Source organism: Promicromonospora iranensis, assembly GCF_028994805.1.
Taxonomy (GTDB): domain Bacteria; phylum Actinomycetota; class Actinomycetes; order Actinomycetales; family Cellulomonadaceae; genus Promicromonospora; species Promicromonospora iranensis.
In genome coordinates this window covers 139,629-164,669 of the sequence record NZ_JAJQQP010000008.1, presented here as the reverse complement: position 1 = coordinate 164,669, position 25,041 = coordinate 139,629, and the positions used below count along the sequence as shown (strand labels likewise).

The 25,041-nt window shown below is 72.7% G+C and carries 21 protein-coding genes; 4 read left to right on the top strand and 17 right to left on the bottom strand.

What is annotated here, in order from left to right; all coding sequences use genetic code 11:
* Window positions 1-51: 51 nt before the first annotated feature.
* The 6 genes from LUM46_RS15235 to LUM46_RS15210 form a co-directional block, all read right to left on the bottom strand.
* Complete coding sequence (locus tag LUM46_RS15235) at window positions 52-381, bottom strand: histone-like nucleoid-structuring protein Lsr2 (RefSeq protein ID WP_274994974.1); 330 nt, start codon at window positions 379-381, stop codon at window positions 52-54.
* Between the two features lie 187 nt (window positions 382-568).
* A complete protein-coding gene (locus tag LUM46_RS15230) occupies window positions 569-751 on the bottom strand; it encodes a hypothetical protein (protein ID WP_274994973.1) in 183 nt (60 codons plus the stop codon).
* A 39-nt stretch (window positions 752-790) separates the two neighbouring features.
* A complete protein-coding gene (gene lysS / locus LUM46_RS15225; RefSeq protein WP_274994972.1) occupies window positions 791-2,320 on the bottom strand; it encodes a lysine--tRNA ligase in 1,530 nt (509 codons plus the stop codon).
* A gap of 101 nt (window positions 2,321-2,421) precedes the next feature.
* A complete protein-coding gene (gene nadC, locus LUM46_RS15220; RefSeq protein WP_274994971.1) occupies window positions 2,422-3,351 on the bottom strand; it encodes a carboxylating nicotinate-nucleotide diphosphorylase in 930 nt (309 codons plus the stop codon).
* Entirely contained in the window at window positions 3,348-4,061 is a 714-nt protein-coding gene (locus LUM46_RS15215) for a GntR family transcriptional regulator (RefSeq protein WP_274994970.1), read from the bottom strand. The genes nadC and LUM46_RS15215 overlap by 4 nt, the downstream gene beginning before the upstream one ends.
* A gap of 101 nt (window positions 4,062-4,162) precedes the next feature.
* Window positions 4,163-5,677 (bottom strand): PIN domain-containing protein, encoded by a 1,515-nt coding sequence (locus LUM46_RS15210; RefSeq protein ID WP_274994969.1) that lies wholly within the window; start codon window positions 5,675-5,677, stop codon window positions 4,163-4,165.
* Between the two features lie 221 nt (window positions 5,678-5,898).
* Here LUM46_RS15210 and LUM46_RS15205 point away from each other — a divergent pair, with 221 nt between their 5' ends.
* Genes LUM46_RS15205 through LUM46_RS15190 form a run of 4 tightly spaced genes read left to right on the top strand, consistent with a single transcriptional unit; the run spans window position 5,899 to window position 11,577 of the window.
* Window positions 5,899-7,200 carry an NRAMP family divalent metal transporter gene (locus LUM46_RS15205; protein ID WP_274994968.1) on the top strand — a complete coding sequence of 434 codons (1,302 nt, stop codon included), beginning with the start codon at window positions 5,899-5,901 and terminating at the stop codon, window positions 7,198-7,200.
* Between the two features lie 56 nt (window positions 7,201-7,256).
* Window positions 7,257-8,042: a LamB/YcsF family protein gene (locus LUM46_RS15200; RefSeq protein WP_274994966.1), complete on the top strand. Its 786-nt coding sequence runs from the start codon at window positions 7,257-7,259 to the stop codon at window positions 8,040-8,042.
* Window positions 8,039-9,763: a 5-oxoprolinase subunit B/C family protein gene (locus tag LUM46_RS15195; protein WP_274994964.1), complete on the top strand. Its 1,725-nt coding sequence runs from the start codon at window positions 8,039-8,041 to the stop codon at window positions 9,761-9,763. Before LUM46_RS15200 ends, LUM46_RS15195 begins: the two co-directional genes overlap by 4 nt.
* The gene (locus tag LUM46_RS15190; RefSeq protein ID WP_274994963.1) at window positions 9,760-11,577 is read left to right on the top strand and encodes an acetyl/propionyl/methylcrotonyl-CoA carboxylase subunit alpha; all 1,818 of its coding nucleotides are present in this window, start codon (window positions 9,760-9,762) and stop codon (window positions 11,575-11,577) included. Before LUM46_RS15195 ends, LUM46_RS15190 begins: the two co-directional genes overlap by 4 nt.
* Window positions 11,578-11,695: 118 nt before the next feature.
* Here the strand turns inward: LUM46_RS15190 and LUM46_RS15185 are convergent, their stop codons facing one another.
* The 11 genes from LUM46_RS15185 to ftsH all read right to left on the bottom strand — a co-directional run bounded on the left by LUM46_RS15185 (window position 11,696) and on the right by ftsH (window position 24,956).
* On the bottom strand, window positions 11,696-13,396 hold the full coding sequence (locus tag LUM46_RS15185) for an L-aspartate oxidase (RefSeq protein ID WP_274994962.1): 1,701 nt from the start codon (window positions 13,394-13,396) through the stop codon (window positions 11,696-11,698).
* A complete protein-coding gene (panD, locus tag LUM46_RS15180; RefSeq protein ID WP_274994961.1) occupies window positions 13,393-13,899 on the bottom strand; it encodes an aspartate 1-decarboxylase in 507 nt (168 codons plus the stop codon). The genes LUM46_RS15185 and panD overlap by 4 nt, the downstream gene beginning before the upstream one ends.
* A gap of 4 nt (window positions 13,900-13,903) precedes the next feature.
* Complete coding sequence (gene panC / locus LUM46_RS15175) at window positions 13,904-14,764, bottom strand: pantoate--beta-alanine ligase (RefSeq protein WP_274995161.1); 861 nt, start codon at window positions 14,762-14,764, stop codon at window positions 13,904-13,906.
* An 89-nt stretch (window positions 14,765-14,853) separates the two neighbouring features.
* Window positions 14,854-15,828, bottom strand: coding sequence for a Rossmann-like and DUF2520 domain-containing protein (locus LUM46_RS15170; protein ID WP_274994960.1), 975 nt, complete (start codon window positions 15,826-15,828; stop codon window positions 14,854-14,856).
* A 13-nt stretch (window positions 15,829-15,841) separates the two neighbouring features.
* Window positions 15,842-17,437 (bottom strand): PH domain-containing protein, encoded by a 1,596-nt coding sequence (locus LUM46_RS15165; protein ID WP_274994959.1) that lies wholly within the window; start codon window positions 17,435-17,437, stop codon window positions 15,842-15,844.
* Complete coding sequence (locus LUM46_RS15160; RefSeq protein WP_274994957.1) at window positions 17,434-17,925, bottom strand: PH domain-containing protein; 492 nt, start codon at window positions 17,923-17,925, stop codon at window positions 17,434-17,436. Before LUM46_RS15160 ends, LUM46_RS15165 begins: the two co-directional genes overlap by 4 nt.
* A 35-nt stretch (window positions 17,926-17,960) precedes the next feature.
* Window positions 17,961-18,446, bottom strand: a complete 486-nt coding sequence (locus tag LUM46_RS15155) for a DUF3180 domain-containing protein (protein WP_274994956.1) — start codon at window positions 18,444-18,446, stop codon at window positions 17,961-17,963.
* Window position 18,447: 1 nt separating this feature from the next.
* Complete coding sequence (gene folK, locus LUM46_RS15150; protein ID WP_274994955.1) at window positions 18,448-21,210, bottom strand: 2-amino-4-hydroxy-6-hydroxymethyldihydropteridine diphosphokinase; 2,763 nt, start codon at window positions 21,208-21,210, stop codon at window positions 18,448-18,450.
* Window positions 21,207-22,166, bottom strand: a complete 960-nt coding sequence (gene folP, locus LUM46_RS15145) for a dihydropteroate synthase (RefSeq protein ID WP_274995160.1) — start codon at window positions 22,164-22,166, stop codon at window positions 21,207-21,209. The genes folK and folP overlap by 4 nt, the downstream gene beginning before the upstream one ends.
* Window positions 22,167-22,252: 86 nt before the next feature.
* Window positions 22,253-22,876, bottom strand: a complete 624-nt coding sequence (gene folE, locus LUM46_RS15140; RefSeq protein ID WP_274994954.1) for a GTP cyclohydrolase I FolE — start codon at window positions 22,874-22,876, stop codon at window positions 22,253-22,255.
* A 43-nt stretch (window positions 22,877-22,919) separates the two neighbouring features.
* On the bottom strand, window positions 22,920-24,956 hold the full coding sequence (ftsH, locus tag LUM46_RS15135; RefSeq protein WP_274994953.1) for an ATP-dependent zinc metalloprotease FtsH: 2,037 nt from the start codon (window positions 24,954-24,956) through the stop codon (window positions 22,920-22,922).
* Window positions 24,957-25,041: the final 85 nt, after the last annotated feature.

Below are 25,041 nucleotides of genomic sequence, written 5' to 3'. Positions count from 1 at the left end.
CGCCCCTCACAGGGGCGCCGGGGCGCTCTATGCCGTCGTGTCGACGACGCGTCAGCCGTTGGCCTTCGCGTAAGCCTCCTGGACCTCCGCCGCGATTCGACCACGGTCGCTCACGGTGTAGCCGTTGGCCTTGGCCCATTCGCGGACCGCGGCCGTGTCACTGCCGGAACGAGACCGGCGAGTGGTGGCAGTGCGGGCAGCCGGCGACTTCACCTTGCGCGCGTGGCCGACCCACGAAGCGAGTGCGTCACGCAGCTGAGCCGCGTGCTCGGCATTGAGGTCGATCTCGTAGGAGACGCCGTCAAGGCCGAAGTTCACGGTCTCGTCGGCGGCACCGCCATCGATGTCATCTTCAAGAACGAGCTGAACCTTCTGAACCATACGGGTACTTCCCTTCCGCGCCACAAATTCCGGGGTTAGTTCGTGAGCATGCCGCACTCAATATTGACATGTCAATAATGAGCATGTGACGCCGATCACGAAAACTTCACCCGGAAGAGTTGTAGCACGGGGAGAAGTGCGGGGATTTGATCCGGAAGGTCGCCAGGGATAACCTCGCCCGCACGGATCAGCGCGAAGGGGAATTCCCCGTGTTTTCTGCTGTCGCCACCATCGCCTCGCGATCCATTCGGTCGAGCGCCTCGCGCTCGTGGCGGTCCGCGCGCAGGATCTTCCGCATCGCAAACCAGAACAACAGACCGACACCCACCGAGGGCGTGAGTCCGGCGAGCACCGCTAGCGTCGTATCCATCACAAGATCCTCACAAACTCGTCTGCCGGTTCACATTCCTCAGGCCTGAGGCTTCACCAGCGGGAAAAGGATGGTCTCGCGGATGCCCTGGCCGGTCAGCGCCATGAGCAGGCGGTCGATGCCCATACCCATTCCGCCCGAAGGGGGCATCGCGAATTCCATCGCGGTCAGGAAATCCTCGTCGAGCAGCATGGCCTCGTCGTCGCCCGCCGCAGCCATCCTGGCCTGCGCCTCGAAGCGCTGACGCTGGACCACCGGGTCGACGAGCTCGGAATAGCCGGTGGCCAGCTCGAAGCCGCGGATGTACAGGTCCCACTTCTCGACCTGTCCCTTTTCCGTGCGGTGGTCCCGGGTGAGCGGCGACGTCTCCACGGGAAAGTCCCGGACGAACGTCGGCGCCGACAGGTGGTCGCCCACGCGGTGCTCCCAGAGCGTCTCGACGAGCTTTCCGTGATTGAGGATCTTCTTGTTGCCGACCTCGACATCGAGCCGCCCGGCGATCTTCTCGAGCTCCTCGACCGACGTGTCGCTGGTGATCTCCTCGCCCAGGCTTTCGGAGAGCGAGTCGTACATGCGCAGGTTTGCCCATTCCCCGCCCAGCTCGTACTCGGAACCGTCGGGAAGCGTCACGATCGTGGTGCCGAGAACGTCCTGGGCCGCCGTCTGCACGAGGTCCTGGGTGAGTGCGCCGATGGTGTTGTAATCGCCGTAGGCCTCGTAGGCCTCGAGCATGGCGAACTCCGGCGAGTGCGAGGAGTCCGTACCCTCGTTACGGAAGTTGCGGTTGATCTCGAAGACCTTCTCGACACCGCCGACGACGGCCTTCTTCAGGAAGATCTCGGGCGCGATGCGCAGGAAGAGCTCCAGGTCGTACGCATTCATGTGCGTCGAAAAAGGTCGTGCCGAGGCGCCGGAAGCAATGGTCTGCAGCATCGGCGTCTCGACCTCGAGATAGCTGCGGCGGTGGAAGTTCTCGCGCAGCGAGCGCACGACGCCGGCACGCAGGCGCACCATGTCGCGCGCGGCCGGGCGTGCGATGAGGTCCACGTAGCGCTGCCGGACGCGCGCCTCCTCGGACAGGTCCTTGTGCAGCACCGGGAGCGGACGCAGCGCCTTGGCGGCCATCCGCCACTCGTCGGCGAAGATGCTCAGCTCGCCCCGACGCGACGCACCGACCCGGCCGTGCAGGAAGAGGTGGTCGCCGAGGTCGACGTCGGTCTTGAAGGCCGCGAGCGCCTCCTCGCCGAGCACGGCGAGGCTCAGCATGCCCTGCAGACGGTTGCCCTCGCCGTCCTGCAGAGTGACGAAGCACAGCTTGCCGCCGATACGGATGAAGACCACGCGGCCGGCGACGCCCACGACGTCGTCCGTCTCCTGGCCTGCCTCGAGGTGGCTGTACGTCGCGCGGACCTCGCTGATGGCGTGCGTGACCGGGACGCCGACGGGGTAGGCCTCCGTACCCTGCGCCAGGAGGCGCTCACGCTTCTCACGCCGGATCCGCAGCTGCTCGGGCAGGTCGTCGGTCGGCGGGGTCGCGGCGTTCTCGGCAGCGGAGTTCTCGGTCGTCACCCGAGTGATTCTATCGGTGCGGATCACCCGTCGGGTGCGGGCTCGGTGCCCGGTCGACCACACCCGGAGGGCAGGTGCCCGGCGCTCGGCGAGCGGGAAGGTCAGGCGCGAAGGTCCAGGGCCAGGTCCAGGATCGGGGCGCTGTGGGTCAGAGCGCCTACCGACAGGAAGTCCACGCCCGTCGCCGCGACCGTGCGCGCCTTCTCGAGCGTCAGGTTGCCGGTCGCCTCGAGCTCGACGTGCGCGGGGACGCCGTCCTTCCCCTCCCGCTCGCGGACGGCGGCCACCGCCTCCGCGAGACGGTCCGGTTCCATGTTGTCGAGGAGCAGGAAGTCCGCACCCGATGCCAGGGCCTCCAGCGCCTGGGCGGTGGTGTCGGCCTCGACCTGGACCGGCACGTCCGGGAACATCTCGCGCACGGCGCGGACCGCCGCGGCCACTGACCCGGCAGCGACCACGTGGTTGTCCTTGACCATGGCGGCGTCGTACAGGCCCATGCGCTTGTTCGTGCCGCCACCGGCGCGCACCGCGTACTTCTGCAGGGCACGCAGGCCGGGCGTCGTCTTGCGGGTGTCGAGCACCTGCGCGCCGGTGCCCTCCAGCTCGCGCACGAAGGCGCGGGTCGCCGTGGCGACGCCCGAGGCACGGCTGGCCAGGTTGAGCATGGTCCGCTCGGCCACGAGCAGCACCTGGGTGCGTCCGTCCAGCGACGCGACGACCTGGCCCGCGGTGACGGCGTCGCCGTCCTGCGCGTGGAAGGTGACGCCCGGAGCCGGTAGGGCCAGGCGGGTCGCCACCTGGTCCAGGACCTCCCGCACCACCACGAGGCCCGCGAGGACGCCGTCCTCGCGGGCCACGAGCTCGGCGACCCCGGTGCCCGACGGCGGGATGGTCGCCTGCGAGGTCACGTCGCGGCCGGGAGCGGGGCCGAGGTCCTCGTCGAGGGCGATCTCGACGGTGCGTGCGACCCAGGCGGCGTCGATTCCCGGGGTGACCGTGGTGGGCGTGTCGAAGACGGGGAGAGTGCTCACGGGCTCACCGTATCCGCAGCGCGGGGCGTCGTATCCGCAGCGCGGGGCGTCGTATCCGCAGCGCGGGGCGTCCCGGCGCGGTCCACCATGTCCTGCAGCAGCCGCTCCGAGTCAGTGAGGTAGCGGTTCAGGTCGGCCGCTGCGCCGTCGGCGTCACCCGCGAGGAACCGGCGCAGGAGACCGGCGTTGCGGTCCACGAAGCCGTCGAAGAAGGCCCCGTCGTCGTCGCCCAGCAGGCCGAACGACAGGCGCAGCTCCGCGGAGAGGTTCGCGTGCACGCGGTCGAGCCGGGCGCTGCCCGCGAGCGCGACGATGCCCGAGTGGAACCGCATGTTCGCGGCTGCGATGTCGCGCCAGTCGCCGCCGAGCCGGGCGGCGAGGGCGGCGTCGACGGCGTCACGCATGGTGCGGGCGCCGGGGTGAGCCGGGTCGCCCGCCGCGAGCACGGGCACCTCGATGAGGCGCCGCACGCGGTAGATGTCGACGACGTCGGCGAGGGTGGGTCGCGCCACGGCGACGCCCGCGTTGGGCCGCCGGACCAGGAGCCCTTCGTGGACCAGGATCCGGAAGGCCTCGCGCAGGGTGTTGCGGGACACGTCGAGCGACTCGCTCACCGACTGCTCCGAGAGCCGCTGACCGGGGGTGAGCCGGCCGGTGACGATCAGCTCGCGGATGGCGTCCGCGCTCCGCTCCGCCCGATCCGCTGTCACTCCCCCATCCTACGGACCGCAACAGCTCGTTGAGTGCTGGATATTTGCGGGTCTTGAGGCCGAACTCCCGCAAATAGCCAGCACTCAACGATCGGGGTGGGTCAGTCGGTCGTGTCGATCACCGCGTGGACCAGGTTGCGGGTCTGGGCGGCGATCGAGGTGCGCCACGCGTCGAACGTCGCGTCGCTCACGCCGAAGTCGGTCTCGAAGTGCTGCATGCCCGGGGTGTGGATGTGCCCGGCCGGGATGTCGAGCCCCGCACGGTCCCGCAGCAGCGTGTTGCGGTAAGCGCTCTCGTTCGAGAGGTAGTTGCCGCCGCCCCCGCTGAAGGAGCAGGAGTCCTCGGCCGGCGGCACCGGCGGCGTGGTTGGCGGGTAGGTGACCGACGGAGAGTCGTTGAAGGACTCGAGCTCGGGCGACGTGCAATCGGGGAACGCGGTGTAGCTGGTGTTCCAGACGACGCCGAAGGCCACCGACGGGTCGGGCCAGGTGTCGCCGGGCGGACGCGGCACGTCGGCCCCGGTGTTCGCCGCGATCATCTCCGCGATCGGCAGGCTCGCCGTGGTCCACTGCGGCGGGTCGGTGAGCCCGTCACCGCCGCCCCAGCGGTCGACGACCTGGATGTTGCAGGCGGGGTTGTCGACCGCGAGCTGGGGCCATTCGCCGGTCCAGGGGCACGGCGCACCGTTGTCGTTGCCCGGGAAGGTGCCGTGGTAGCGGGCGTTCCACTGCTCCAGGTTGAACTGGGACCCGCCGGCCTGGCTCACCGTGATCGAGGCGTCGACCTGGCGCGGGCCGGGCTCCATGAACGGTCCGACGGTGTCCTCGAGGTAGCCGCGCTCGAACTCCGGGTAGCTCACCGGGAGCGTGTAGGCCTCCACGTGGGCGACCTTGCCGTCGTCGGTGCGATAGGTGGTGCCGTCGAGCGACAGCGCCGCCGCGCCCGAGGGGTTGCCGTGCCGGATGTTGTTGCCCACGGTGCCCGGCGCGGGGCCGGTGGTCCCGCCGTCGAGCGTGAAGACGTCGAACCCGCTGACGATCACGCGCAGGACGTCGTCGCCGGGCGGCAGGTCGATGTCGAACATGCCCCGCGCCGCCCTGTCGAACGTCTCGATCAGACCGGCCCGCTCGGCATCGGTGAGGCCGCCCTCGGGTGCCCACTGGCGCAGCACCGACATGGCCTCGACACGGGTCCAGTACAGCGGGCGGTCGTCGCTGGCGGGCAGGTCGCCGCGGACGGCGCCGTCGCTCTGGGCCCGGCGGACGGCGGCGTCCCACAGGGCCTCGCCCTTGCGCTCGGCCAGCGCCGTCGCACCGTCGAGCGAGCGCGTGCGGCACAGGGCCGCCGTGAAGGCGGCCGTGTACCCGCCGAACCCACCGCCCTCGATGACGGTGCGGGCGTAGGTCCGGTCGGCGGGAACCGCCGGATCGGACGGGTCGGGCAGGTGGGCGGCCAGGCGGCTCTCCTCGACCGAGAGCGGGATGCTCGGGTCGAGGCAGTCGCCCCCCGATCCCGGCGCGGCCTGGGCCGCGGCAGGAGCCGCCAGCGTGGTGGTGACACAGAGCGCGAGGGCGGCGGCGCCTGCTCGCACCCTGGCGGTACGTGGTGTCGACATGATGGATCACTTCTCCCCTCAGAGGTGGGTCGAGACCGACCGTAGAGGTTCGTTGAACAATCCAACAGACCCGGACAGGTAAACAACTCGTGTCCCGGGCTGTTCTCCAGCGCTCGAGCCGTGTCATGATCGAGAATGTTCCGCAATGCGGCGGAAACATCCGACGAGGAAGATCCTGACTGTTGAACAATCCGGCTCACCACAACGACCAGGAGGACGCGATGTCCGACACGAGCCACGAGCGCACCACCCCGCCGACAACGACGTCGGCGGAAACGTCGGCAGAGACGCCGGCGGGGCCGCCGGCGGCCAGGGTCAAGCGGTTCGCATCCACGCGCAGCCGCTCCCTGCTGGGCGCCCTGTTCCTCATGGCGACGTCCGCCATCGGACCGGGGTTCATCACGCAGACGGCCACGTTCACCCAGCAGCTGGGCGCCGCGTTCGCGTTCGGCATCCTGGTCTCGATCCTGCTGGACCTCGCGGTCCAGATGAACGTGTGGCGCATGATCACGCTGACCGGGAAGCGTGCGAGCGTGCTGGCCAACGAGGCCCTGCCGGGCAGCGGCTACGTGCTCGCCGTGCTGATCGTCCTCGGCGGCCTCGTCTTCAACATCGGCAACACCGCGGGCGCGGGGCTGGGCATGAACGCCCTGTTCGGCCTCGACCCTCGCATCGGCGGGGCGATCAGCGCCGCCGTCGCCATCGCCATCTTCCTCGCCAAGCGCGCGGGAGCCGTCGTCGACCGGGTGGTGATCGTCGCCGGCCTGGTGATGATCGTGCTCACCGTGGCCGTCATGATCATGTCCGGCCCGCCCGTCGGTGAGGCCCTGAAGCAGACGGTCCTGCCCGACACCATCAACTTCGCCACGATCACGACCATCGTCGGCGGCACCGTCGGCGGCTACATCACCTACGCCGGCGCGCACAAGCTGCTCGACTCCGGCACCGCGGGCCCCGAGAACATCCGCGAGGTCAACCGGGCCGCGGTCAGCGGCATCATCGTCACGGGGATCATGCGGTACGTGCTGTTCCTGGCGATCCTCGGCGTCGTGGCCTCCGGCGTCGTGCTGGACGTCGCGGGCAACCCCGCCGCCGACGCCTTCGGCGCCGCGGCCGGGGAGACCGGCCTGCGCATCTTCGGTGCCGTGTTCTGGATCGCCGCGATCACCAGCGTCATCGGCGCCGCCTACACGTCCGTCTCGTTCCTGCCCGTGTTCTCCGCGAAGATCGTCGGCCGCACCGCGGACCTGTGGACGGTGGGCTTCATCGTCGTCTCGCTGGCGGTCTACCTGGCGATCGGCACCGCACCCGCCACCCTGCTCGTGTTCGTCGGCGGCGTGAACGGCCTCATCCTGCCCATCGGCCTGACCCTGTTCATGTACATCGGCTGGTTCCGCGGCTCGCTGCTGGGCAGCGTCCGGTACCCGCGGTGGCTCCTGGTGGTCGGCACCCTGGCCACCGTGGTCACCTGGTACATGGCGGTCAACGCGGTAGGCCCGATCTTCGACCTGCTCTCCACCTGAGCCCTGGCCCAGGACCTCGACACACCGATCTCTCCGCACCACGAAGGAAACACACCATGAGCGCCGTCGACCTGAACAGCGACCTCGGCGAGGGCTTCGGCCGCTGGAGCCTCGGCGACGACGAGCAGATGCTCGGCATCGTCTCCAGCGCCAACGTCGCCTGCGGCTTCCATGCCGGGGACCCCGCGTCCATCCGCCGCACCGTGCGGTCCGCGGTGGCGCACGGCGTCACGGTGGGCGCGCACGTCGGCTACCGGGACCTGGCCGGGTTCGGCCGCCGCAACATGGACGTGCCCGACGACGAGCTCGAGGCCGACGTCGCCTACCAGATCGGCGCGCTCCGCGGTCTCGCCGACGCCGAGGGGGCGACCGTCACCTACGTGAAGCCGCACGGCGCGCTGTACAACACCGCCGCGGTCGACGAGCGGGTGGCGGCGGCGGTGGCGAGGGCCGTCGCCGCCGTCGACCCGGGGCTGGTCATGCTGGGGCTGCCCGGCAGCGCGGCCCTCGCGGCGGCGTCCGCGGCAGGGCTCGCGACCGCCACCGAGGCGTTCGCCGACCGCGCCTACACGCCCGAGGGCCGCCTCGTCTCCCGACGCGAACCGGGATCCGTGCTGCACGACGCCGACGACGTCGCGCGGCGCATGCTCCGCCTCGTCACCGAGGGCGTGGTGACCGCCGTGGACGGGTCCGACGTCGCGGTGCGCGCCGACTCCGTGTGCGTGCACGGCGACTCCCCCGGTGCCGTCGCCATGGCCCGGCGGATCCGCGAGGTGTTCGACGCCGAGGGCATCACACTCACGGCTTTCGCTCCGGCGTCGGGCAACGGCCCCGCAGCGTGATCCGGGTCCTGACCGCGCGCGACGACGCCCTCCTGATCGAGCTCGACGACCTGGACCAGGCGGTCGCGCTGTACGAGTCCCTCACCACCGACCCCCTACGCGGCGTCGGCGTGCCCGTGCCCGGCGCCCGGACCCTCCTCGTGCCGTTCCGGCCGTCGGCGATCACGGCACAGGCCCTGGCGGCGGAGCTTCGGACGCGACCGCTCGAGCGTCGCGCGACCTCCGCCGCACGTACCGTCGAGATCCCCGTCCGGTACGACGGCGAAGATCTCGCCGAGGCGGCCGAGCTCCTCGGCTGGAGCACCGACGAGCTGGTCCGGCGACACACCGCGGCGGCATGGACGGTCGGCTTCGTCGGGTTCGCGCCCGGGTTCGCCTACCTGACGAGCGACGACCCCGAGCTCGTGGTCCCCCGCCGGGCCAGCCCGCGCACCCGCGTGCCGGCCGGGTCGGTGGCGCTCGCCGGGCCGTACAGCGGCGTCTACCCCCGGGAGAGCCCTGGCGGGTGGCAGCTCGTCGGCCGTACCGACGCGCCGGTGTGGGACGTGACCCGCGACCGCCCGGCCCTCATGCTCCCGGGGGACGAGGTCCGCTTCGTCCCCCTCCCCGCCGGCCCGACGGCGCCTGCCGGCCCGCCAGAGCCGGGAACTGACCCCGGGGGCGCGACTGCCGGGGGCTCCGCTGCCGGCGGTACGGCCGGCGATAGCGGCAGCAGCGGCGGCGCGGCCCGCGGCAACGGCGTCGAGGTGGTTCGGGTCGGGGTGCAGGCGCTGGTCCAGGACCTCGGGCGACCCGGCTCCGAGGGAGCGGGTGTCTCCGCGTCCGGAGCACTGGACCGGCCCAGCCTGCGAGCGGCCAACTGCGCCGTCGGCAACCCGTCGGACGCCGCCGCCATCGAGTCGGTGGGCGGCCTGCGGCTGCGCGCCCGCGGCCCGCAGGTGCTCGCGGTGACGGGGGCGGCGGGCGACGTCGTCGTACGGCCCGGGCCCGGTGGACCGGACAAGACCGGAGCTTGCCGTCCCGACCGCCGTCCGCGGCCGGGTGAGCCCTTCGCCCTGGACGACGGCGACGAGCTGCGCCTCGCGCCGCCCACGCGGGGTGTGCGCGTCTACGTGGCGGTGCGGGGCGGGATCGACGTGCCGCCGGTGCTGGGCAGCCGGTCCACCGACGTGCTGGCCGGGCTCGGGCCCGAACCGCTCGGGGCGGGCGACGTGCTGCCGGTCGGCGTGCCGGCTCGCGGCCTCCCTGCTGCCGGGCCGTCGTCGGTCGCCGCGACCGGCACCCCCGGCGACGACCGGTCCGGGACGGGCGGGACACCCCCGTCGGGCGGCCTGCCCGCCGTCGGCGAGGTGACCGAGCTGCCGATCGTCCTGGGGCCGCGCGACGACTGGTTCGACGACGCGGCACTCACCCGGCTGACCGGCCAGGACTGGGTCGTCACGCCGCGCTCCAACCGCGTGGGGCTGCGTCTGGACGGGGAACCCGTCGCCCGGGTCCGGGACAAGGAGGGTGCGGAGCTGCCGAGCGAGGGCTGCGTCACCGGAGCCATCCAGATGCCGCCGGACGGCCTCCCGGTCCTCTTCCTGGCCGACCATCCGCTGACCGGCGGGTATCCCGTGATCGGTGCCGTCGTGGCCGGTCATGTGCCGCTCGCGGGCCAGCTGCCGGCCGGTGCGCGCGTTCGCTTCACGATCCAGAACCACCCCGGAGGTACCCCATGATCCGCAGCGTGCTCATCGCCAACCGAGGCGAGATCGCGGTCCGCGTGGCCCGCGCCTGCGCCGATCTGGGGATCCGCTCCGTCGCGGTGTACGCCGACGGCGACGTGGACGCCCCGCACGTCCGCCTCGCCGACGAGGCCTGGGCCCTGGACGGGCGCACGGCCGCCGAGACCTACCTGTCGGTCGAGAAGCTGCTCGACGTCGCGCGCCGGTCCGGGGCGGACGCCGTCCACCCCGGGTACGGCTTCCTGTCCGAGAGCGCCACCGCGGCGCGCGCCGTCGAGGACGCGGGGCTGGTGTGGGTGGGCCCGTCGTCGGCCACCATCAACCTGCTCGGCGACAAGATCGCCGCCCGCGACCTGGCGCGGACCGTCGGCGCGCCCCTCGTGCCCGGCTCCGACGGCCCGGTGCCCGACGCCGCCGCCGCGCTCGCCTTCGCCGAGGAGCACGGGCTGCCGCTCGCCATCAAGGCGGCCCACGGCGGCGGCGGACGTGGCATGCGCGTGGCCAGGACCCTCGACGAGGTGCCCGAGCTCTTCGAGGCCGCCCGGCGCGAGGCCGAGGCCGCGTTCGGGCGGGGCGAGTGCTTCGTCGAACGGTTCCTCGACCGGCCCCGGCACGTGGAGGCACAGATCATCGCGGACGACCACGGCCACGTGGTCGTCGCGGGCACGCGGGACTGCTCCCTCCAGCGGCGCAACCAGAAGCTGGTCGAGGAGGCCCCCGCGCCGTTCCTCGACCCCGCGGTGCGCAAGCGGATCCACGAGTCCGCGCGCGACCTCTGTGCCGCCGCCGGCTACCGTGGCGCCGGAACCGTCGAGTTCCTGCTCGGTACGGACGGGACCCTGTCCTTCCTCGAGGTCAACACCCGGCTCCAGGTGGAGCACCCCGTCACCGAGGAGACCACCGGGCTGGACCTCGTGGCCGAACAGCTCCGCGTCGCGAGCGGGCTACCCCTGTCCGTCACCGAGGACCCCGAGCCGCACGGGCACGCGATCGAGCTCCGGCTCAACGCCGAGGACCCGGCGCGCGGCTTCCTGCCCGGCCCGGGGCGCATCGAGCGGTTCGTCGCGCCCGCCGGTCCCGGCGTGCGGGTCGACGCCGGGGTGGAGTCCGGGTCGGTGATCCCCGGCGAGTTCGACTCGCTCTTCGCCAAGGTCGTCGTGTGGGGGCCGACCCGGGAGCTCGCGCTCGCGCGGGCTCGGCGAGCGGCGGCCGAGACCGTCGTCGAGGGCGTGCCCACCGTGCTGCCCTTCCATCGCGCGGTGCTGGCCGACCCCGCGTTCACGGGGACGGCCGAAGAGTCCGGCTTCGCCGTCCACACCCAGTGGATAGAGACCGAGATGCTCCCGTCGATCGACCCCCAGACGCTCGCCACGCCGGTGACCGAGCCAGGGGTCGTGGCGACGTGGGTCGAGATCGACGGGCGGCGGCACCGGATACGAACGCCGGGCGGGACCGGGGTCGGGGTCGGCGCGGCCGGTGCCGGGTCCGGTGCGGCCGGGCCGACGGCAGGTCCCGGGACGGCAGCCGGCTCCGCGACGGCCTTTGCACCGGCGCCGAGCGCACCGTCGGCGTCGGGCAGCCGAGCCGACGACGGACGGGTACCGCTGCTCGCCGCGATGCCCGGCACCGTGGTGCGCTGGCTGGTGGCCGATGGCGAGACCGTGGTCGACGGTCAGGCCGTCGCCGTCATCGAGGCGATGAAGATGGAAACCCAGCTCGTGGCAGAGGCCGCAGGAACGCTGGAGCACGCCGCCGACGAAGGGGCGCCGGTCAACACGGGCGACCCGATCGGCTACATCACGCACTAGCCGACCCCGGAGTCGCGGCCGCGTGCGGTCAGTTGCCGGCGCCCGCCCATGACTTCGGTCACCACAACGCCCCGTGCCAGCGACCGAGGTCAATGCCGCATCCGGACCTGCGCCGGGCTCAGCCCGCCTGGAGCACCCCGTCGGCGTCGAGCCAGACCTGGACCCGGCGCTTCCATGCCTCGACCGGCTTCGGGAAGTCCGTGCGGTAGTGGCCGCCCCGGGTCTCCTCGCGCAGCGCGGCCGCGCGGGTCAGCGCGCGGGCCACCTGGTGGACGTTGGTGGTCTCCCACTCGGCGGCCTGGGGCTCGGCCATGACCTCGTCCGCGAGGTGGGCGTCGGCGCGGACGGCGGCGAGCCGCTCGTCGACCTCGGCCAGCGACCGGGCCGACCGGATCACGCCCGACCCGGCGGAGGTCACCTTCTGGATGCGCGAGCGGGCGGCGGCCGCGACCAGCCCGGATCCGCCAGGGCGCTCGGCGGGCTCGCCCGGCTTCAGCTCTCCGGCGTCGAACCGGGCGGCGATGTCGCGCGCCGCCCGGTAGGCGAACACGATGCCCTCCAGCAGCGAGTTCGACGCGAGCCGGTTCGCCCCGTGCACTCCCGTGCAGGCGACCTCGCCGACCGCGTACAGGCCGTCCACCGAGGACCGCCCGTCGAGGTCGGTCACGACGCCACCCGAGTGGTAGTGCTGGGCGGGCGACACGGGAACGGGCTCCTCCGACCAGTCGATCTGCGCCTCCAGGAGCCGCCGGTTGATCGTCGGGAACCGCGCGCGCAGGAACTCCCGGCCGAGGTGCCGGGCGTCGAGCAGCACGTTGTCGGCACCGGTGACGGCCATCTGCCGCTGGATCGCGTGCGCGACGACGTCCCGCGGCGCCAGCTCCGCCAGCTCGTGCACCGCCGGCATGAACCGGTGCCCGTCGACGTCGAGCAGCAGCGCGCCCTCACCGCGCACCGCCTCCGAGATCAGGGGCACCTGGCCCTTGGCACCCGTACCGAGCCACAGGACCGTCGGGTGGAACTGCACGAACTCCAGGTCACCCAGCACCGCACCTGCCCGGAGCGCCGCGGCGATGCCGTCGCCGGTCGCGCCCGCCGGGTTGGTCGAGGACCGGAACACCTGCCCGATCCCGCCCGTCGCCAGCACGACCGCGGGAGCCAGGACGGCACCGACGCCGTCCCGCGATCCCGTGCCCCGCACGTGCAGGGTCACGCCGCAGGCGCGCGCCCCGCTCTCCTTCGACCCATCCCGACCGCCCATGGGCATGGTGGTGAGCACGTCCAGCACCAGGGCGTTCTCCACGACCTCGATGCCCGGGTCGTGCCGGACCGCCTCGATCTGCGCGACGAGCGCCCGCGAGATCTCCGCACCTGTGGCGTCACCGCCGGCGTGCGCGATCCGGTCGGCACGGTGACCGCCCTCGCGGGTGAGCGCGATGTCGCCGTCGGCCGCCTTGTCGAAGACCGCGCCACGGGCGACAAGCTCGCGCACGCGCTCCGGGCCCTCGGTGACCAGCACCTGCACGGCCTCCGGGTCCGACAGGCCGCCGCCGGCGGCGAGCGTGTCCGCGAGGTGCGCCTCCGGTGAGTCCGAGGGGTGGAGCGCCGCGGCGATACCGCCCTGCGCCCACACCGTCGACCCCGACAGGAGCCGGCCCTTGGTCACGAGCAGCACCCGCGGCACGTGCGTCCGCAGCTCGAGCGCCGCCGTCAGCCCGGCGATGCCGGAGCCGACGACTATCGCGTCAGCCTCCGCGGTCCAGCCGGGCGCGGGGGCTGCGAGGGAACGAGCGAGACGAGGTCCGGAACCGGCACTCACGCTCGGCCCGACGCCGTGCGCACCAGGCCGGCCTGCTGGAACGGCTCGATCGGCAGGCCGCTCTCCTCGAGGCCGTACCCGTCGGGCACGTGTCCGGGCTCGTCGTTGATCTCGACGATCCGGTTCTTCTCGTCGACGAACACGACGTTCGGCAGGAAGGTCCGCGCGTCGTGGTCCGAGAGCATGCCGTAGGCGATCAGGATGACGATGTCGCCGGGGCTGACCAGGTGGGCGGCCGCGCCGTTGATGCAGATCTGGCCCGAGCCGGGCTCGCCCGGGATCACGTAGGTGGTCAGCCGGGCGCCGTTCGTCACGTCGACGACGTCGACCTGCTGGCCCGGGACGAGGTCCGCGGCGTCGAGCAGGTCGGCGTCCACGGTGATGGACCCGACGTAGTGCAGGTCCGCCTGCGTGACGGTGGCGCGGTGGATCTTGGCGATCATCATCGGCCGCTGCAGCGACGCGGGGCGGGCGACGGGCGGGCGGTGCGGGGTGGAGCTCATGGTGCTACCTCTGGACCTCGGGTGAGACCTCGATGGCCTGGTTGTCGATCAGGCGGGTAGTACCCACCCGTGCGGCCACGAGCAGCAGCGCATGGCCGGAGTAGTCGTCGGTGACCGCGTCCACGGTCACCGGATCGACGAGCGCGAGGTAGTCGACCACGACGCCGTCGGCCTCGTCCAGCACTTCGCGCGCGGCGTTGATCACACCCGCCGGGCCGCTGCCGGCGGCCGCCTCGCCCGCACGCAGCGCCCGGGACAGGGCGAGCGCCTGCTCCCGCTCGTCCGCGGACAGGTACGCGTTGCGGGAGGACAGCGCGAGCCCGTCGGGCTCCCGGACCGTGGGCACGCCCACGACCTCGACCGACACCTCCAGGTCACGCACCATGCGGCGAACGGCCAGGAGCTGCTGGGCGTCCTTCTCGCCGAACAGCGCGACGTCGGGGCGCACCAGGTGCATCAGCTTGAGCACCACGGTGAGCACGCCGTCCAGGTGCCCGGGACGGTGCTCGCCCTCCAGCACGTCCCCGATGTGTCCGGCGGACACGCGGACCACCGGGTCGCCGTCGGGGTAGACGACCTCGGGAGCGGGTGCGAAGACGACGTCGGCACCGGCCCCGGCCAGCTTGGCCACGTCACCGTCCAGGTCCCGGGGGTAGGTGTCGAGGTCCTCGCCCGCGCCGAACTGCAGCGGGTTCACGAAGATCGTGACGACCACCTGCCCGTTCGGCCCGGCCTCCTCGCTCGCCCGGCGCACCAGCTCCAGGTGCCCGTCGTGCAGCGCGCCCATCGTCATGACGACCGCCCGCTTGCCGGGGCCCGCGTCCGACCCGGCCGAGTCCAGGGGTCCCGCGATCGCCCAGCGCATCTGTGCGTCGCGCAGCTCGGAGCGGGTGTGCACCACGAGCGGCGTCCGCTGCGCGGCGCGCGCGTCGGGCGGGGTCTGGGCCTCGGTGGTCACTGTGCCTTCCTTCCTGCGTGCGACTCCCCGGTGGCGCCGTCCAGCGCGTCCAGCAGCTTCTGCGCGGCGGAGTCGTCGATACGGTGGCTCGCGAGCGCGCGGCGGGTGGCCCCGCGCGCGAGCTCGGTGTAGCTGTCGGGCACGTCGGTGGCCCCACTGGCCGCGGCGAGGGCGCTGAGCTCGGTCAGGTGACGGCGCACGGTGCCGACGTCGCCCCGGGAGACCGGGCCCGTGAGCGCGGAGATCGCCCCCGGCCCGACGCCGTCGCGCGCGTCGGCGGACCGGGTGGCCGACTCGAGCGCCGCCGACAGCAGGGGCGCCAGCACCCGGCCGGGCGCCTCGATCCCCGCCGCCTCCAGGGCCTGCGCGGCCTGTGCGACGAGCACCACCAGGTGGTTCGCACCGTGGGCGAGAGCTGCGTGGTACAGGCCGCGGAGCTGCTCGTCGACGATCACGGGCTCGCCGCCGATCTCGACCACCAGCGCCTGCCCGATCGGCTGCACGGGCGCCGGCGCGGTCACGGCGAACGTGCAGCCCTCCAGGCGGGCCAGGTCGAGGGACGTGCCGGTGAACGTCATGGCGGGATGCACCGCGAGCGGGATCGCACCGCCCAGCCGGGCGGGCTCCAGGACGGCCGTGCCGTAGCGGCCCGACGTGTGGATCGCGAGCTGGCCCGGCTGCCAGGCCCCGGTGTCGGCGAGGCCGGCGACCAGGGGGCCGAGCGCGTCGTCGGGCACCGCGAGGAGCACGAGCTCCGCGCGCTCGACGACGTCGGGCACCTCGAGGTTGGGGACGCCCGGCAGGAGCATCTCGATGCGCTCCCGGGAGTCCTCCGAGATCCCGCTCGCGCCGACGACGGCATGCCCGGCAGCGCGCAGGGCGTTGCCGAGCACGGCACCCACGCGTCCCGCGCCGACCACGCCGACGCCCAGCCGGCCGGGCCGTCGGCCCGGCTCTTCGGAGCTACTCACCGGGTATCACCGGTCACTCACCCTGTCTTTCCATCCATCGTTCGGGACCGGCGGCGGCACGCGCGCTACGGGCTCGCGTGGCCTGCTCCGCCATGAGCCGTGCGGCGTCGCCGGCGTCGAGGTGCGGCGCCTCCGGATGTACCGGGCCCTCCGTGGAGTGCACCTGGAACGAGGCGACACCCAGCCGGCGCTGCCACGGGCCCTGGCTCAGACCCAGCGACTGCGTCCGCTCGTGCGGCACCACGTCCAGGATCTTCACCATGCGGCCCCGGCGCAGCAGCAGGGCCCGACCGGTCACGGTGAACCCGTTGCGACGCCATGCCACCGGATCCAGTATGCGCGTCCGCCGGGGTGCCGTGACGTACACGCTCTCGGTCCGGGAGTCGCCGTCCAGCCCCGCGTCGAGGATGCGGCGCGGCTCGTCGACGCCGAGGTCCGGCAGCACGAGCGACAGGACCGTCAGCGCCTCCTCACGGGTGCCGACGGGCAGGAGCACGCTGTTCTTCTCCTCGCTCTCACCACCGTAGCCGGCGACGTTCACCTGGACCCGCCACCAGTCGCGGCCGCGCCACAGCACGCTCTGCACCAGGCGGACGGCCTGCACACGGCCGGGCGGGATGGTCTGCGAACGTGTCTCCAGCATCCCGTGACGCAGCCGGACGCCGTCGGGCGAGATGGCCACGCGGAAGTCGAACTCGCCGGTGAGGCGGCCGAACAGGTACCCACCGGCACCCAGGACCGCGGGCAGCGACGCGGAGATCACCGCGAACTCGCCGGTGGCGATCATGACCACCACCACGACCAGGGCCCACGCCACCAGCGTGATCATGGCCCCCGAACGCACGACCGACGCGATCAGCCGGCCCAGCGGCACGCTGAGCACGGGCACCTGGGGTGCCTCGAGGCTGGTGGGGCCCGGCGCGACGGCCTCCAGCGGCTGCCCCGGCTGCCCCTCGGGTGCGGGACCGACGGGCACGGCGTGGCCGGGGCCGGCCGGCGCGGCCACCGCGCCCGGCGACGCCTGCGTCGGCGCGCCGGCCGCCGGGCCGGTCCGCGCGACCTTCAGGCCTGCCGCGCGGGCGAGGAGCTCCGCGCGCAGCTCGTCGGCGTCGGACCCCTTCAGGAACCCGATGGCGACGCCGGAGTCGGTACCGCCCGCGGTCTCCAGGGTGAGCTCGCACAGGCCGAAGAACCGGGCCACGAGCGGCTGCCGGATGTCCACCGACTGCAGCCGGTCCAGGCGGGCGTGCCGCTGCTGGCGGAACAGGATGCCGCGCCGCAGGTGCACCGTCTCCTCGCCGATGGCGTAGGTGGTCATGCGCCAGGCCAGCACCGAGTAGCTCCAACCGACCAGCGCGACGGCCGCGAGGGCGACGAGCAGCGTCCACCAGTACTCACCCGAGACGAGGGTGATGAGGCCACCCCTCGGTCCGTCGTCGAGGCTCTGCTGGCCGAGGATCACGAGGGCCGCACCGACCACGGCCCAGCCCCGGACCAGGGGGGTGATCGGGTGTACGCGGCGCCAGCCCAGGTCTTCTGCGGGGGGTTGTGCTCGCTGGGCAGCGGAGCCTGGTCCGCTCTTGTCGAGATCGTGCTCCGGTGTGCTCACAGCCCCGCCAGACGGGCCTCACCGCGGGACGCCAGGCGGTCGCGCAGGCGCGCCGCCTCGTCCGGCGGCAGGCCGGGGATCTGGGCGTCGGTACCGACCGACGCCGTGTGGAGCTGAACCTTCGCCAGGCCCAGCTTGCGGTCCAGCGGCCCCGCCTCGACGTCCACGTACTGCATCCGGCCGTACGGCACCACGACCATCGACCGGAACATGACCCCCTTGCGGATCAGGAGGTCGTCGTCGCGCTCGGCGTAGCCGATGGCCCTGACCTGGCGCGGGATCAGCAGGATCGACCACAGCAGGAAGACGGCGGGCACACCGGCGAGTAACCAGAACCACGGGCTGATCGTCACGGCGAGCACGACGCCGACGACCATGGGTATGCCGAGACTGATGGTGGCCGGCACCAACATGGCCGTCACGAGACGCGGGGACACGCGGCTCCAGGTCACATCGTGCGGTTCGAAGGGGCTGGTCATGATGGCCATTGTTCCGCAGAGGGCAAGCCAAGGACAGCGAAGCCTCAGGCCGGGGCCGGAGACTCGCCTTCGTCGGAGCCGGCGTGGTCCTTGCCCGACGGCGGCAGCTCGCAGAACTTCTCGACGACCAGGCCGATGACGGCCAGCACCACCGAGCACAGCACGGCTATCCCGGCGGCTACCGCGCGATCGCGCCGGGGCTCGATGGCGAGGTCACCCAGCACCACCAGGACCTGCGCGAGGTACCAACCGCCGAGCAGCGCGCCCGTCAGCGCGGCGGCCTTGGCCAGGACCAGGGTCCGCGCGGCCCGGAGCCCGTCGAGCGAGGGCCGCTTGCCCTTCTGGTACGACCGCACGGTCCAGCCCGACCAGAACACCGCTCCGGCCAGCGCGAGGATCGCCACGTCGACCAGCCAGGGCACGACCGGGAGGTACACGCCGCGCGCCTCCAGGGCGCGCAGCACGAGCCAGCCGACGACCGCGACGGCCACGAGAACTGCGATCAGGGACCCGATCGGCGTTCTGCGCATGTCAGGCGTCGCGCCCCCGCTCGTCCCGCACCGGGACCCACGAGGGCACCGAGTCGATCGGGCCGTCCGACGGCGCGGTGGCGCGCTGGTCGCCGACGAAGCCCGGCACCCGGATCACCGTGTGGTCGCTGTCGTAGGCGTCCTGCTGGCCGTTCGGCTGACCGTTGGCGTGCCCGTTCGGCTGACCGTTCTGGGCCTGGTCCGGCACCCCGTTCGGCGGCGGGGTGACCGGGGCGAACACCGGGGCGGGCGGCTCCTGGGGTGCGGCACCGTTCATGGGCGGGAACACCCCGCTCTGCTGGCGCGACGGGTTCACCGGCGCGAACACCGGCTTCGCCGGGGAGGGTGCCGACGGCAGCGGCTCGTGCGCCGGCGCCTCGCGCGCGGTGTCCCGCACCGCCCGGGGCGCGATGGGCGCCTGTGGTGCGGGGACGAGCGCTTCCTCCGGCGGCGGGACCGCCGAGCCGTTGCCGGCCGGCGTCGCACCGCGCGGGCCCGTGAGCGCCGGCTGCGTGGTCTGCTGCGAGACCGGCACCGAGCCGCCCACGTCGGGCACCGGCCCGCTGGAGTAGCCCTGCGGGTGCGAACCACCCGGGTACGCCTCCTGCTGGAGCGCACCGTGCGCCGGGCGATCGACCTCGACCGGACCGCTGTGCTGCCCCTGCGGGTGCCCACCGCCCGGGACCTCGACCACGGGACCGCCGGGCAGGACCGGCGGGCGGCCGCTCGGCGGGAGCGAGGGCGGCAGGGCCGGCGGCATCTCGCCGGGGTGCGCGTCCTGGCCGGAGCTGCCCGCGTCGTCGGGCACCGCGGGATGGTTCGAGCCGGTGGTCCCGCCGCCGCCCTGATCGGGCTCCGGGTCGGTCAGCCAGTCGAGGGCGAGCCAGCGGATGCCGGCCCGGTCGGGCGCCGTGGCCGCGAGCTGGGCCACCGGGCCGCCACCCAGGCCGGGCAGCACCGCGTCCGGCGCGATCTGGGACCACGGCTCGAGGACGAACGCCCGCTCGTGCGCGCGGGGGTGCGGCACCTCGAGGTCCTCGGCCGAGTCGGTCAGGTTGCCGTAGGTGATCACGTCGACGTCCAGCGTGCGCGGACCCCAGTGCTCCTCACGGGTGCGGCCGTGCACGTTCTCGACCTCCTGGCAGAGGTGCAGCAGCCCGCGGGCCGAGAGCGTGGTGCGGGCCAGCAGCACCGCGTTGAGGTAGTCGGGCTGCTCCTCGGGACCGCCGACGGCAGCCGTACGTGCCAGCGGTGACACGTCGGTGATCTGCAGGCCGGGCATACGGTCCAGCTCGGCCACGGCGGACCGCATGGTCGCCTGCGGGTCGCCCAGGTTGGCGCCGATCGCGATGACCACGTCCACGTACCCCGCGGGAACCTCGTCGAACCGGTCGCGCGGCTCGGTCTGGTACTGCTCGGCCTGGTACTGCTCGGCCTGGGGCTGCTCGGGCTGGTACTGCCCGGCCGCGTAGTGCTCCGGCTGCCCGACGGCGGGGTCGGGAACCGCCGCCGCCGACACGCGGGTCGCCTCCGGCTCGCCCTGGTCGTACTGCTGCTCGAACAGCTGGTCGTACTGGTTCTGCACGGCATCGGGCTGCTGCGGCTGCTGCTCGTAGCCCTGCTCGAACTGCTGCTCGAACTGCTGGGCCGGCTCGAACCGCTGACCCGGCTGCTCGGCCTGCTCCGGCTGCTGCGCGAACTGGTCGTACTGCTGCCCGAAGGCGTTCGGCTGGTCGCGCATCTGGTCGAGGCCCTGGACCGACTCGTACTGCTGGACGGGCTCGAAGGCCTGCTCGGGCAGGAACTGCTCGTCCGGCCGGAACGTCGGCTCCTGGCCGGGCTGGTCCCGCTGCTCGGCCGGTGCCGGGGCGTCGGCGTGCAGGTCCCAGGCGGCAGGGACCACCTGGACGGGCGCGGGCGCGATGAGCTCGGGCACCGGGAGCGGCTCCGGCGTCTCGACGGCCGGCTGCGCGGCAGGTGCCGCGGCGGGAACTCGCTCCACCAGCGGATCCGGCTCGAACGCCTCCGCGCGGAGCTGCGCCGGCTCGGCGGGCTCCTGCTGGTAGGGCTGGTACGGCTCCGGCTCGAACTGCGCCGGCTCGTCCGGTGCGGGGCGGGTGACCGGCTCGAGGTCCTGCGGCTCGGGCTCGCCGGCGTACGACGCGCCCTCGGGCCCGCTGCGTGAGTGCTCCGCCGCGTCGTTCCACGAGTCGGTGGGCGGGCTCGCCGGGAACACGTCCCTCGTGCCGGCCTCGTACCCCAGGGGATCGGCCGGTGCGGCCGCCGAGTCCGGACCGGACAGGAGCGCCGCGGCCGCGGAGTCGGCGGACGACGCCGGCGCGGCCACCACAGGCATGCGGCTGCGGTCCCGCCGGATCGCCACCGCGACGTCGGCGAAGGGCACCGCGATGGGCGCCTGCGGCTTGTGCACGCGTACGTCCACCGCCTCGACCTGCGGCCGGGCCAGCACCGCCGCGGCGATGCGCTCGGCCACGGTCTCGACGAGGTCGGCGGGCTCTCCCGCCAGGACGTCGTGGACGTCCTGCGCCACGTCCGCATAGCTCACGGTCTGTGCCAGGTCGTCACCGGCGGCCGCGGGGCGGGTGTCGAGGTACAGCACGACGTCGGCCCGAAACTCCTGGCCGGTCTGTCGTTCCGACGGCAGCACACCGTGGTACCCCCGCGCGCTCACGCCTGTCAGCTGGACCTGGTCCAGCGACCGGCCGTCCGGGCCTGTAACGCCCGTTCCGAACGCTGTGGTCACCGTGGTCTCCCCCCGTCGTCTGTGCGTGCACCGGAATCCTGCCAGGTCGGCATGCCCTGTTCCCCGGCCGTCCACGATTCTGTGGTCAAGGCCACGGTGGAAGTCAATGCTTCCGGTGCGGAATGGGGAGCGGTACCCGGTGACCCTACCCGGGACCCGTCGCTCGCGGCCGCCCACGCGGCCGCGACCTTGACGGCATCCGCGCTGGCCCGGACGGTGTGCACCCGGACGCACCAGGCGCCAGCGACGGCCGACAGGGCGGAGATCGCGGCGGTCGCGTCGTCCCGGGCCCGGGGCGGCGCGGGATGCCCCGCCGGGTCGGCGAGCAGGTGCCCGAGGAATCGCTTGCGCGACGCGCCCACGAGCACAGGGCGGCCCAGCTGGTGCAGGGCGTCGAGATGAGCCAGGAGCGGCCAGTTCAGCACGCCAGCCTTGGCGAAGCCGAGACCGGGATCGAGGATGAGCTGCTCGGGTCGCACACCGTCGTCGTGCAGAGCGGCCATGCGGGAGGCGAGCTCGTCACGGACGTCCGCGACCACGTCGTCGTACTCCTGCCGGTCGTCCATGACGTCCGCGTGGCCTCGCCAGTGCATCGCCACGTACGCGGCACCGGACTCGGCGACGGCGCGACCCATCTCCGGGTCGGCCAGGCCGCCGGAGACGTCGTTCACCACGCGTGCCCCTGCGGCCACCGCTCGTTCGGCGACGGCCGCCCGCGTGGTGTCCACGCTCACGACCGCACCGCGTGCGGCCAGCTGCTCGATCACGGGGAGCACCCGGGCGAGCTCCTGGTCCTGCGGGACCCGCACCGAGCCGGGCCGGGTGGACTCCCCGCCCACGTCCAGGATGTCCGCGCCCTCGCCGAGCAGCTCCAGCCCGTGCGCGACGGCGGCCGACGGCTCGAACCACTCCCCGCCGTCCGAGAACGAGTCGGGAGTGACATTGACGACACCCATGACCAGGGTGCGGCCGACGCCGGAGAGCTCCGGCAGACCGAGCACCCGGGCGTCCCGCGTGGGATGGCGCACGGTGGGGACCACCGTCACTTCCCGAGGATGAGGCTCATCGCCTCGGCTCGCGTGGCGCCGTCGCGCATGACGCCGCGCACCGCGGAGGTGATGGTCCGCGAGCCCGGCTTGCGCACACCGCGCATCGACATGCACAGGTGCTCGCACTGGACCACCACGAGCACGCCGCGCGGCTCCAGGATCTCCACGAGGGAGTCCGCGATCTGCGTGGTCATCCGCTCCTGCACCTGCGGTCGGCGCGCGTACACCTCGACCAGGCGGGCCAGCTTGCTCAGGCCCGTGATGCGGCCGTCCACGTTGGGGATGTACCCGACGTGCGCCACCCCGTGGAACGGCACGAGGTGGTGCTCGCAGGTCGAGTACACCTCGATGTCCTTGACCAGCACCATCTCCTCGTGCCCGAGGTCGAAGGTGGTGGTCAGGACGTCCTCGGCCTCCTGCCGCAGGCCGGCGAAGATCTCCCGGTACGCCCGGGCGACGCGGGCCGGCGTCTCCCGCAGGCCCTCGCGCTCGGGGTCCTCACCGACGGCGAGGAGGAGTTCCCGTACTGCCGCCTCGGCCCGTGCGGCGTCGTACGGCGGGATGTCCGCCGCACGCCGCACGGGCGTCGACACGGGGTGGGGTGACCCGTCGGTCATCGTGGTGCTCCGGTCTTGGTTGCTGCCCGGTCGTTCGTCATCGCTAGTTCGGCGGGTCCGTGGGTGCCGCCGACGGCGGAGCCGTGTCCAGCACCGCTTCGTCCTGCGGCACGGTGGAGTGCCCGTTCTGGGCCGCCAGCTCCTTGGGAGTGAGGACAGGGCCTCGCGTGTGCACGGTGCGCTGCTCGCTGGACAGCCAGACGTCGCGCGCGGCACGCTTCTCGACCGGTGCGAAGACCTCGGCCAGCTCCCGCTGGTTCAGCGTCTCCTTGTCGAGCAGGCGCAGGACGAGCTCGTCGAGCACGTCGCGGTGCTGGGTGAGCACCTCCCACGCCTCGTCGTGCGCGGCCTCGACCAGCTTGCGCACCTCGTCGTCGATGGTGCCGGCGACCGACTCGGAGTAGTCCCGCTCGTGCCCGTAGTCGCGGCCGAGGAACGGCTCACCGGCGCTCGTGCCGAGCTTGATGGCGCCGACCCGCTCGCTCATGCCGTACTCGGTGACCATCTTGCGCGCGATGGCCGAGGCCTTCTCGATGTCGTTCGAGGCGCCGGTCGTGGGGTCGTGGAACACGATCTCCTCGGCGACACGCCCGCCCATCGCGTAGGCGAGCTGGTCCAGCAGCTCGTTGCGCGTGGTCGAGTACTTGTCCTCGAGCGGCATCACCATGGTGTAGCCGAGCGCACGACCGCGCGGCAGGATCGTCACCTTGGTCACGGGGTCCGTGTAGCGCATCGCCGCGGCGACGAGGGCGTGCCCGCCCTCGTGGTACGCCGTGATCTTCTGCTCCTTGACGTTCATGACCCGCGTGCGCTTCTGCGGGCCGGCCACGACGCGGTCGATGGCCTCGTCCAGGGCACGGTCGTCGATGAGCTGTGCGCCGCTGCGTGCGGTGAGCAGCGCGGCCTCGTTGAGCACGTTCGCCAGGTCCGCGCCGGTGAAGCCGGGCGTGCGGCGGGCGACCGCCTCGAGGTCGACCTCCGGCACCATCGGCTTGCCCAGCGCGTGCACCTTGAGGATCGCCTCGCGGCCCTTGAGGTCGGGGGCCTCCACGGCGACCTGGCGGTCGAAGCGCCCCGGGCGCAGCAGCGCCGGGTCGAGGATGTCGGGACGGTTGGTCGCGGCGATCAGGATGACGTTCGTCTTGACGTCGAAGCCGTCCATCTCGACGAGCATCTGGTTCAGCGTCTGCTCGCGCTCGTCGTGCCCGCCGCCCATACCGGCACCGCGGTGCCGGCCCACGGCGTCGATCTCGTCCACGAAGATGATCGCCGGCGAGTTCTGCTTGGCCTGCTCGAACAGGTCGCGGACCCGGCTGGCACCCACGCCGACGAACATCTCGACGAAGTCGGAGCCGGAGATGGAGTAGAACGGCACGCCGGCCTCACCGGCGACGGCGCGCGCGATCAGCGTCTTGCCCGTACCGGGCGGACCGTACAGCAGCACGCCCTTGGGGATCTTGGCACCGACGGCCTGGAACTTGGCCGGCTCGGCGAGGAACTCCTTGATCTCCTGGAGCTCCTCCACCGCCTCGTCCGCGCCCGCGACGTCGGCGAAGGTCACCTGCGGCGTGTCCTTGCTGGCCAGCTTGGCCTTGGACTTGCCGAAGCCCATGACCCGGTTGCCGCCACCCTGGGCCCGCGAGAGCAGGAACCAGAACACGACACCGATCAGCAGGAACGGGATCAGCACCGACAGCATGGAGGACCAGAAGCTGGGCTGCGGGACCTCCGAGTCGAAGCCGTCGGCCGGGTCGGCCTTCACGATGGCGTCCTCGACCCGCTCGCCCTGGGGCAGCGTGTAGAAGAACTCGACGGTCGTACCCTTGTCGACCTCCTCGGCGTCCGCACCCTCACCCTCGGTCACGGAGTACGCCTCGGAGAGCTCGAGCTCGACCCGCTGCTCACCGTCGACCATCAGGGCGTGCTCGACCGTGCTGCCCTCGAGCAGCTCGATCCCCTGTGACGTCTCGATTCGCGAGACATTGGGCTGGTTCAGTGCCGAGATGGCCAGCGTCACCACGACCAGGGCCACCAGGATCCAGATGACAGGCCCACTCAGAAGCTTCTTGATGTTCTTCATCGGCGACGGGGACCGAGCCCCGTTTCCCTCCGCTCGCGCAGTATGTTTCCGTCGAAACTACATGGTCTCCCTGACAGGAGCCCCG

What these genes read in the sequence shown, in the direction of transcription:
- LUM46_RS15235 (WP_274994974.1), bottom strand. Translation starts at nt 381, where the DNA reads ATGGTTCAGAAGGTTCAGCTCGTTCTTGAAGATGACATCGATGGCGGT.
- LUM46_RS15230 (WP_274994973.1), bottom strand. Translation starts at nt 751, where the DNA reads ATGGATACGACGCTAGCGGTGCTCGCCGGACTCACGCCCTCGGTGGGT.
- LUM46_RS15210 (WP_274994969.1), bottom strand. Translation starts at nt 5,677, where the DNA reads ATGTCGACACCACGTACCGCCAGGGTGCGAGCAGGCGCCGCCGCCCTC.
- LUM46_RS15205 (WP_274994968.1), top strand. Translation starts at nt 5,899, where the DNA reads ATGTCCGACACGAGCCACGAGCGCACCACCCCGCCGACAACGACGTCG.
- LUM46_RS15200 (WP_274994966.1), top strand. Translation starts at nt 7,257, where the DNA reads ATGAGCGCCGTCGACCTGAACAGCGACCTCGGCGAGGGCTTCGGCCGC.
- LUM46_RS15190 (WP_274994963.1), top strand. Translation starts at nt 9,760, where the DNA reads ATGATCCGCAGCGTGCTCATCGCCAACCGAGGCGAGATCGCGGTCCGC.
- panD (WP_274994961.1), bottom strand. Translation starts at nt 13,899, where the DNA reads ATGAGCTCCACCCCGCACCGCCCGCCCGTCGCCCGCCCCGCGTCGCTG.
- panC (WP_274995161.1), bottom strand. Translation starts at nt 14,764, where the DNA reads ATGCGCTGGGCGATCGCGGGACCCCTGGACTCGGCCGGGTCGGACGCG.
- LUM46_RS15160 (WP_274994957.1), bottom strand. Translation starts at nt 17,925, where the DNA reads ATGGCCATCATGACCAGCCCCTTCGAACCGCACGATGTGACCTGGAGC.
- LUM46_RS15155 (WP_274994956.1), bottom strand. Translation starts at nt 18,446, where the DNA reads ATGCGCAGAACGCCGATCGGGTCCCTGATCGCAGTTCTCGTGGCCGTC.
- folP (WP_274995160.1), bottom strand. Translation starts at nt 22,166, where the DNA reads ATGGGTGTCGTCAATGTCACTCCCGACTCGTTCTCGGACGGCGGGGAG.
- folE (WP_274994954.1), bottom strand. Translation starts at nt 22,876, where the DNA reads ATGACCGACGGGTCACCCCACCCCGTGTCGACGCCCGTGCGGCGTGCG.
- ftsH (WP_274994953.1), bottom strand. Translation starts at nt 24,956, where the DNA reads ATGAAGAACATCAAGAAGCTTCTGAGTGGGCCTGTCATCTGGATCCTG.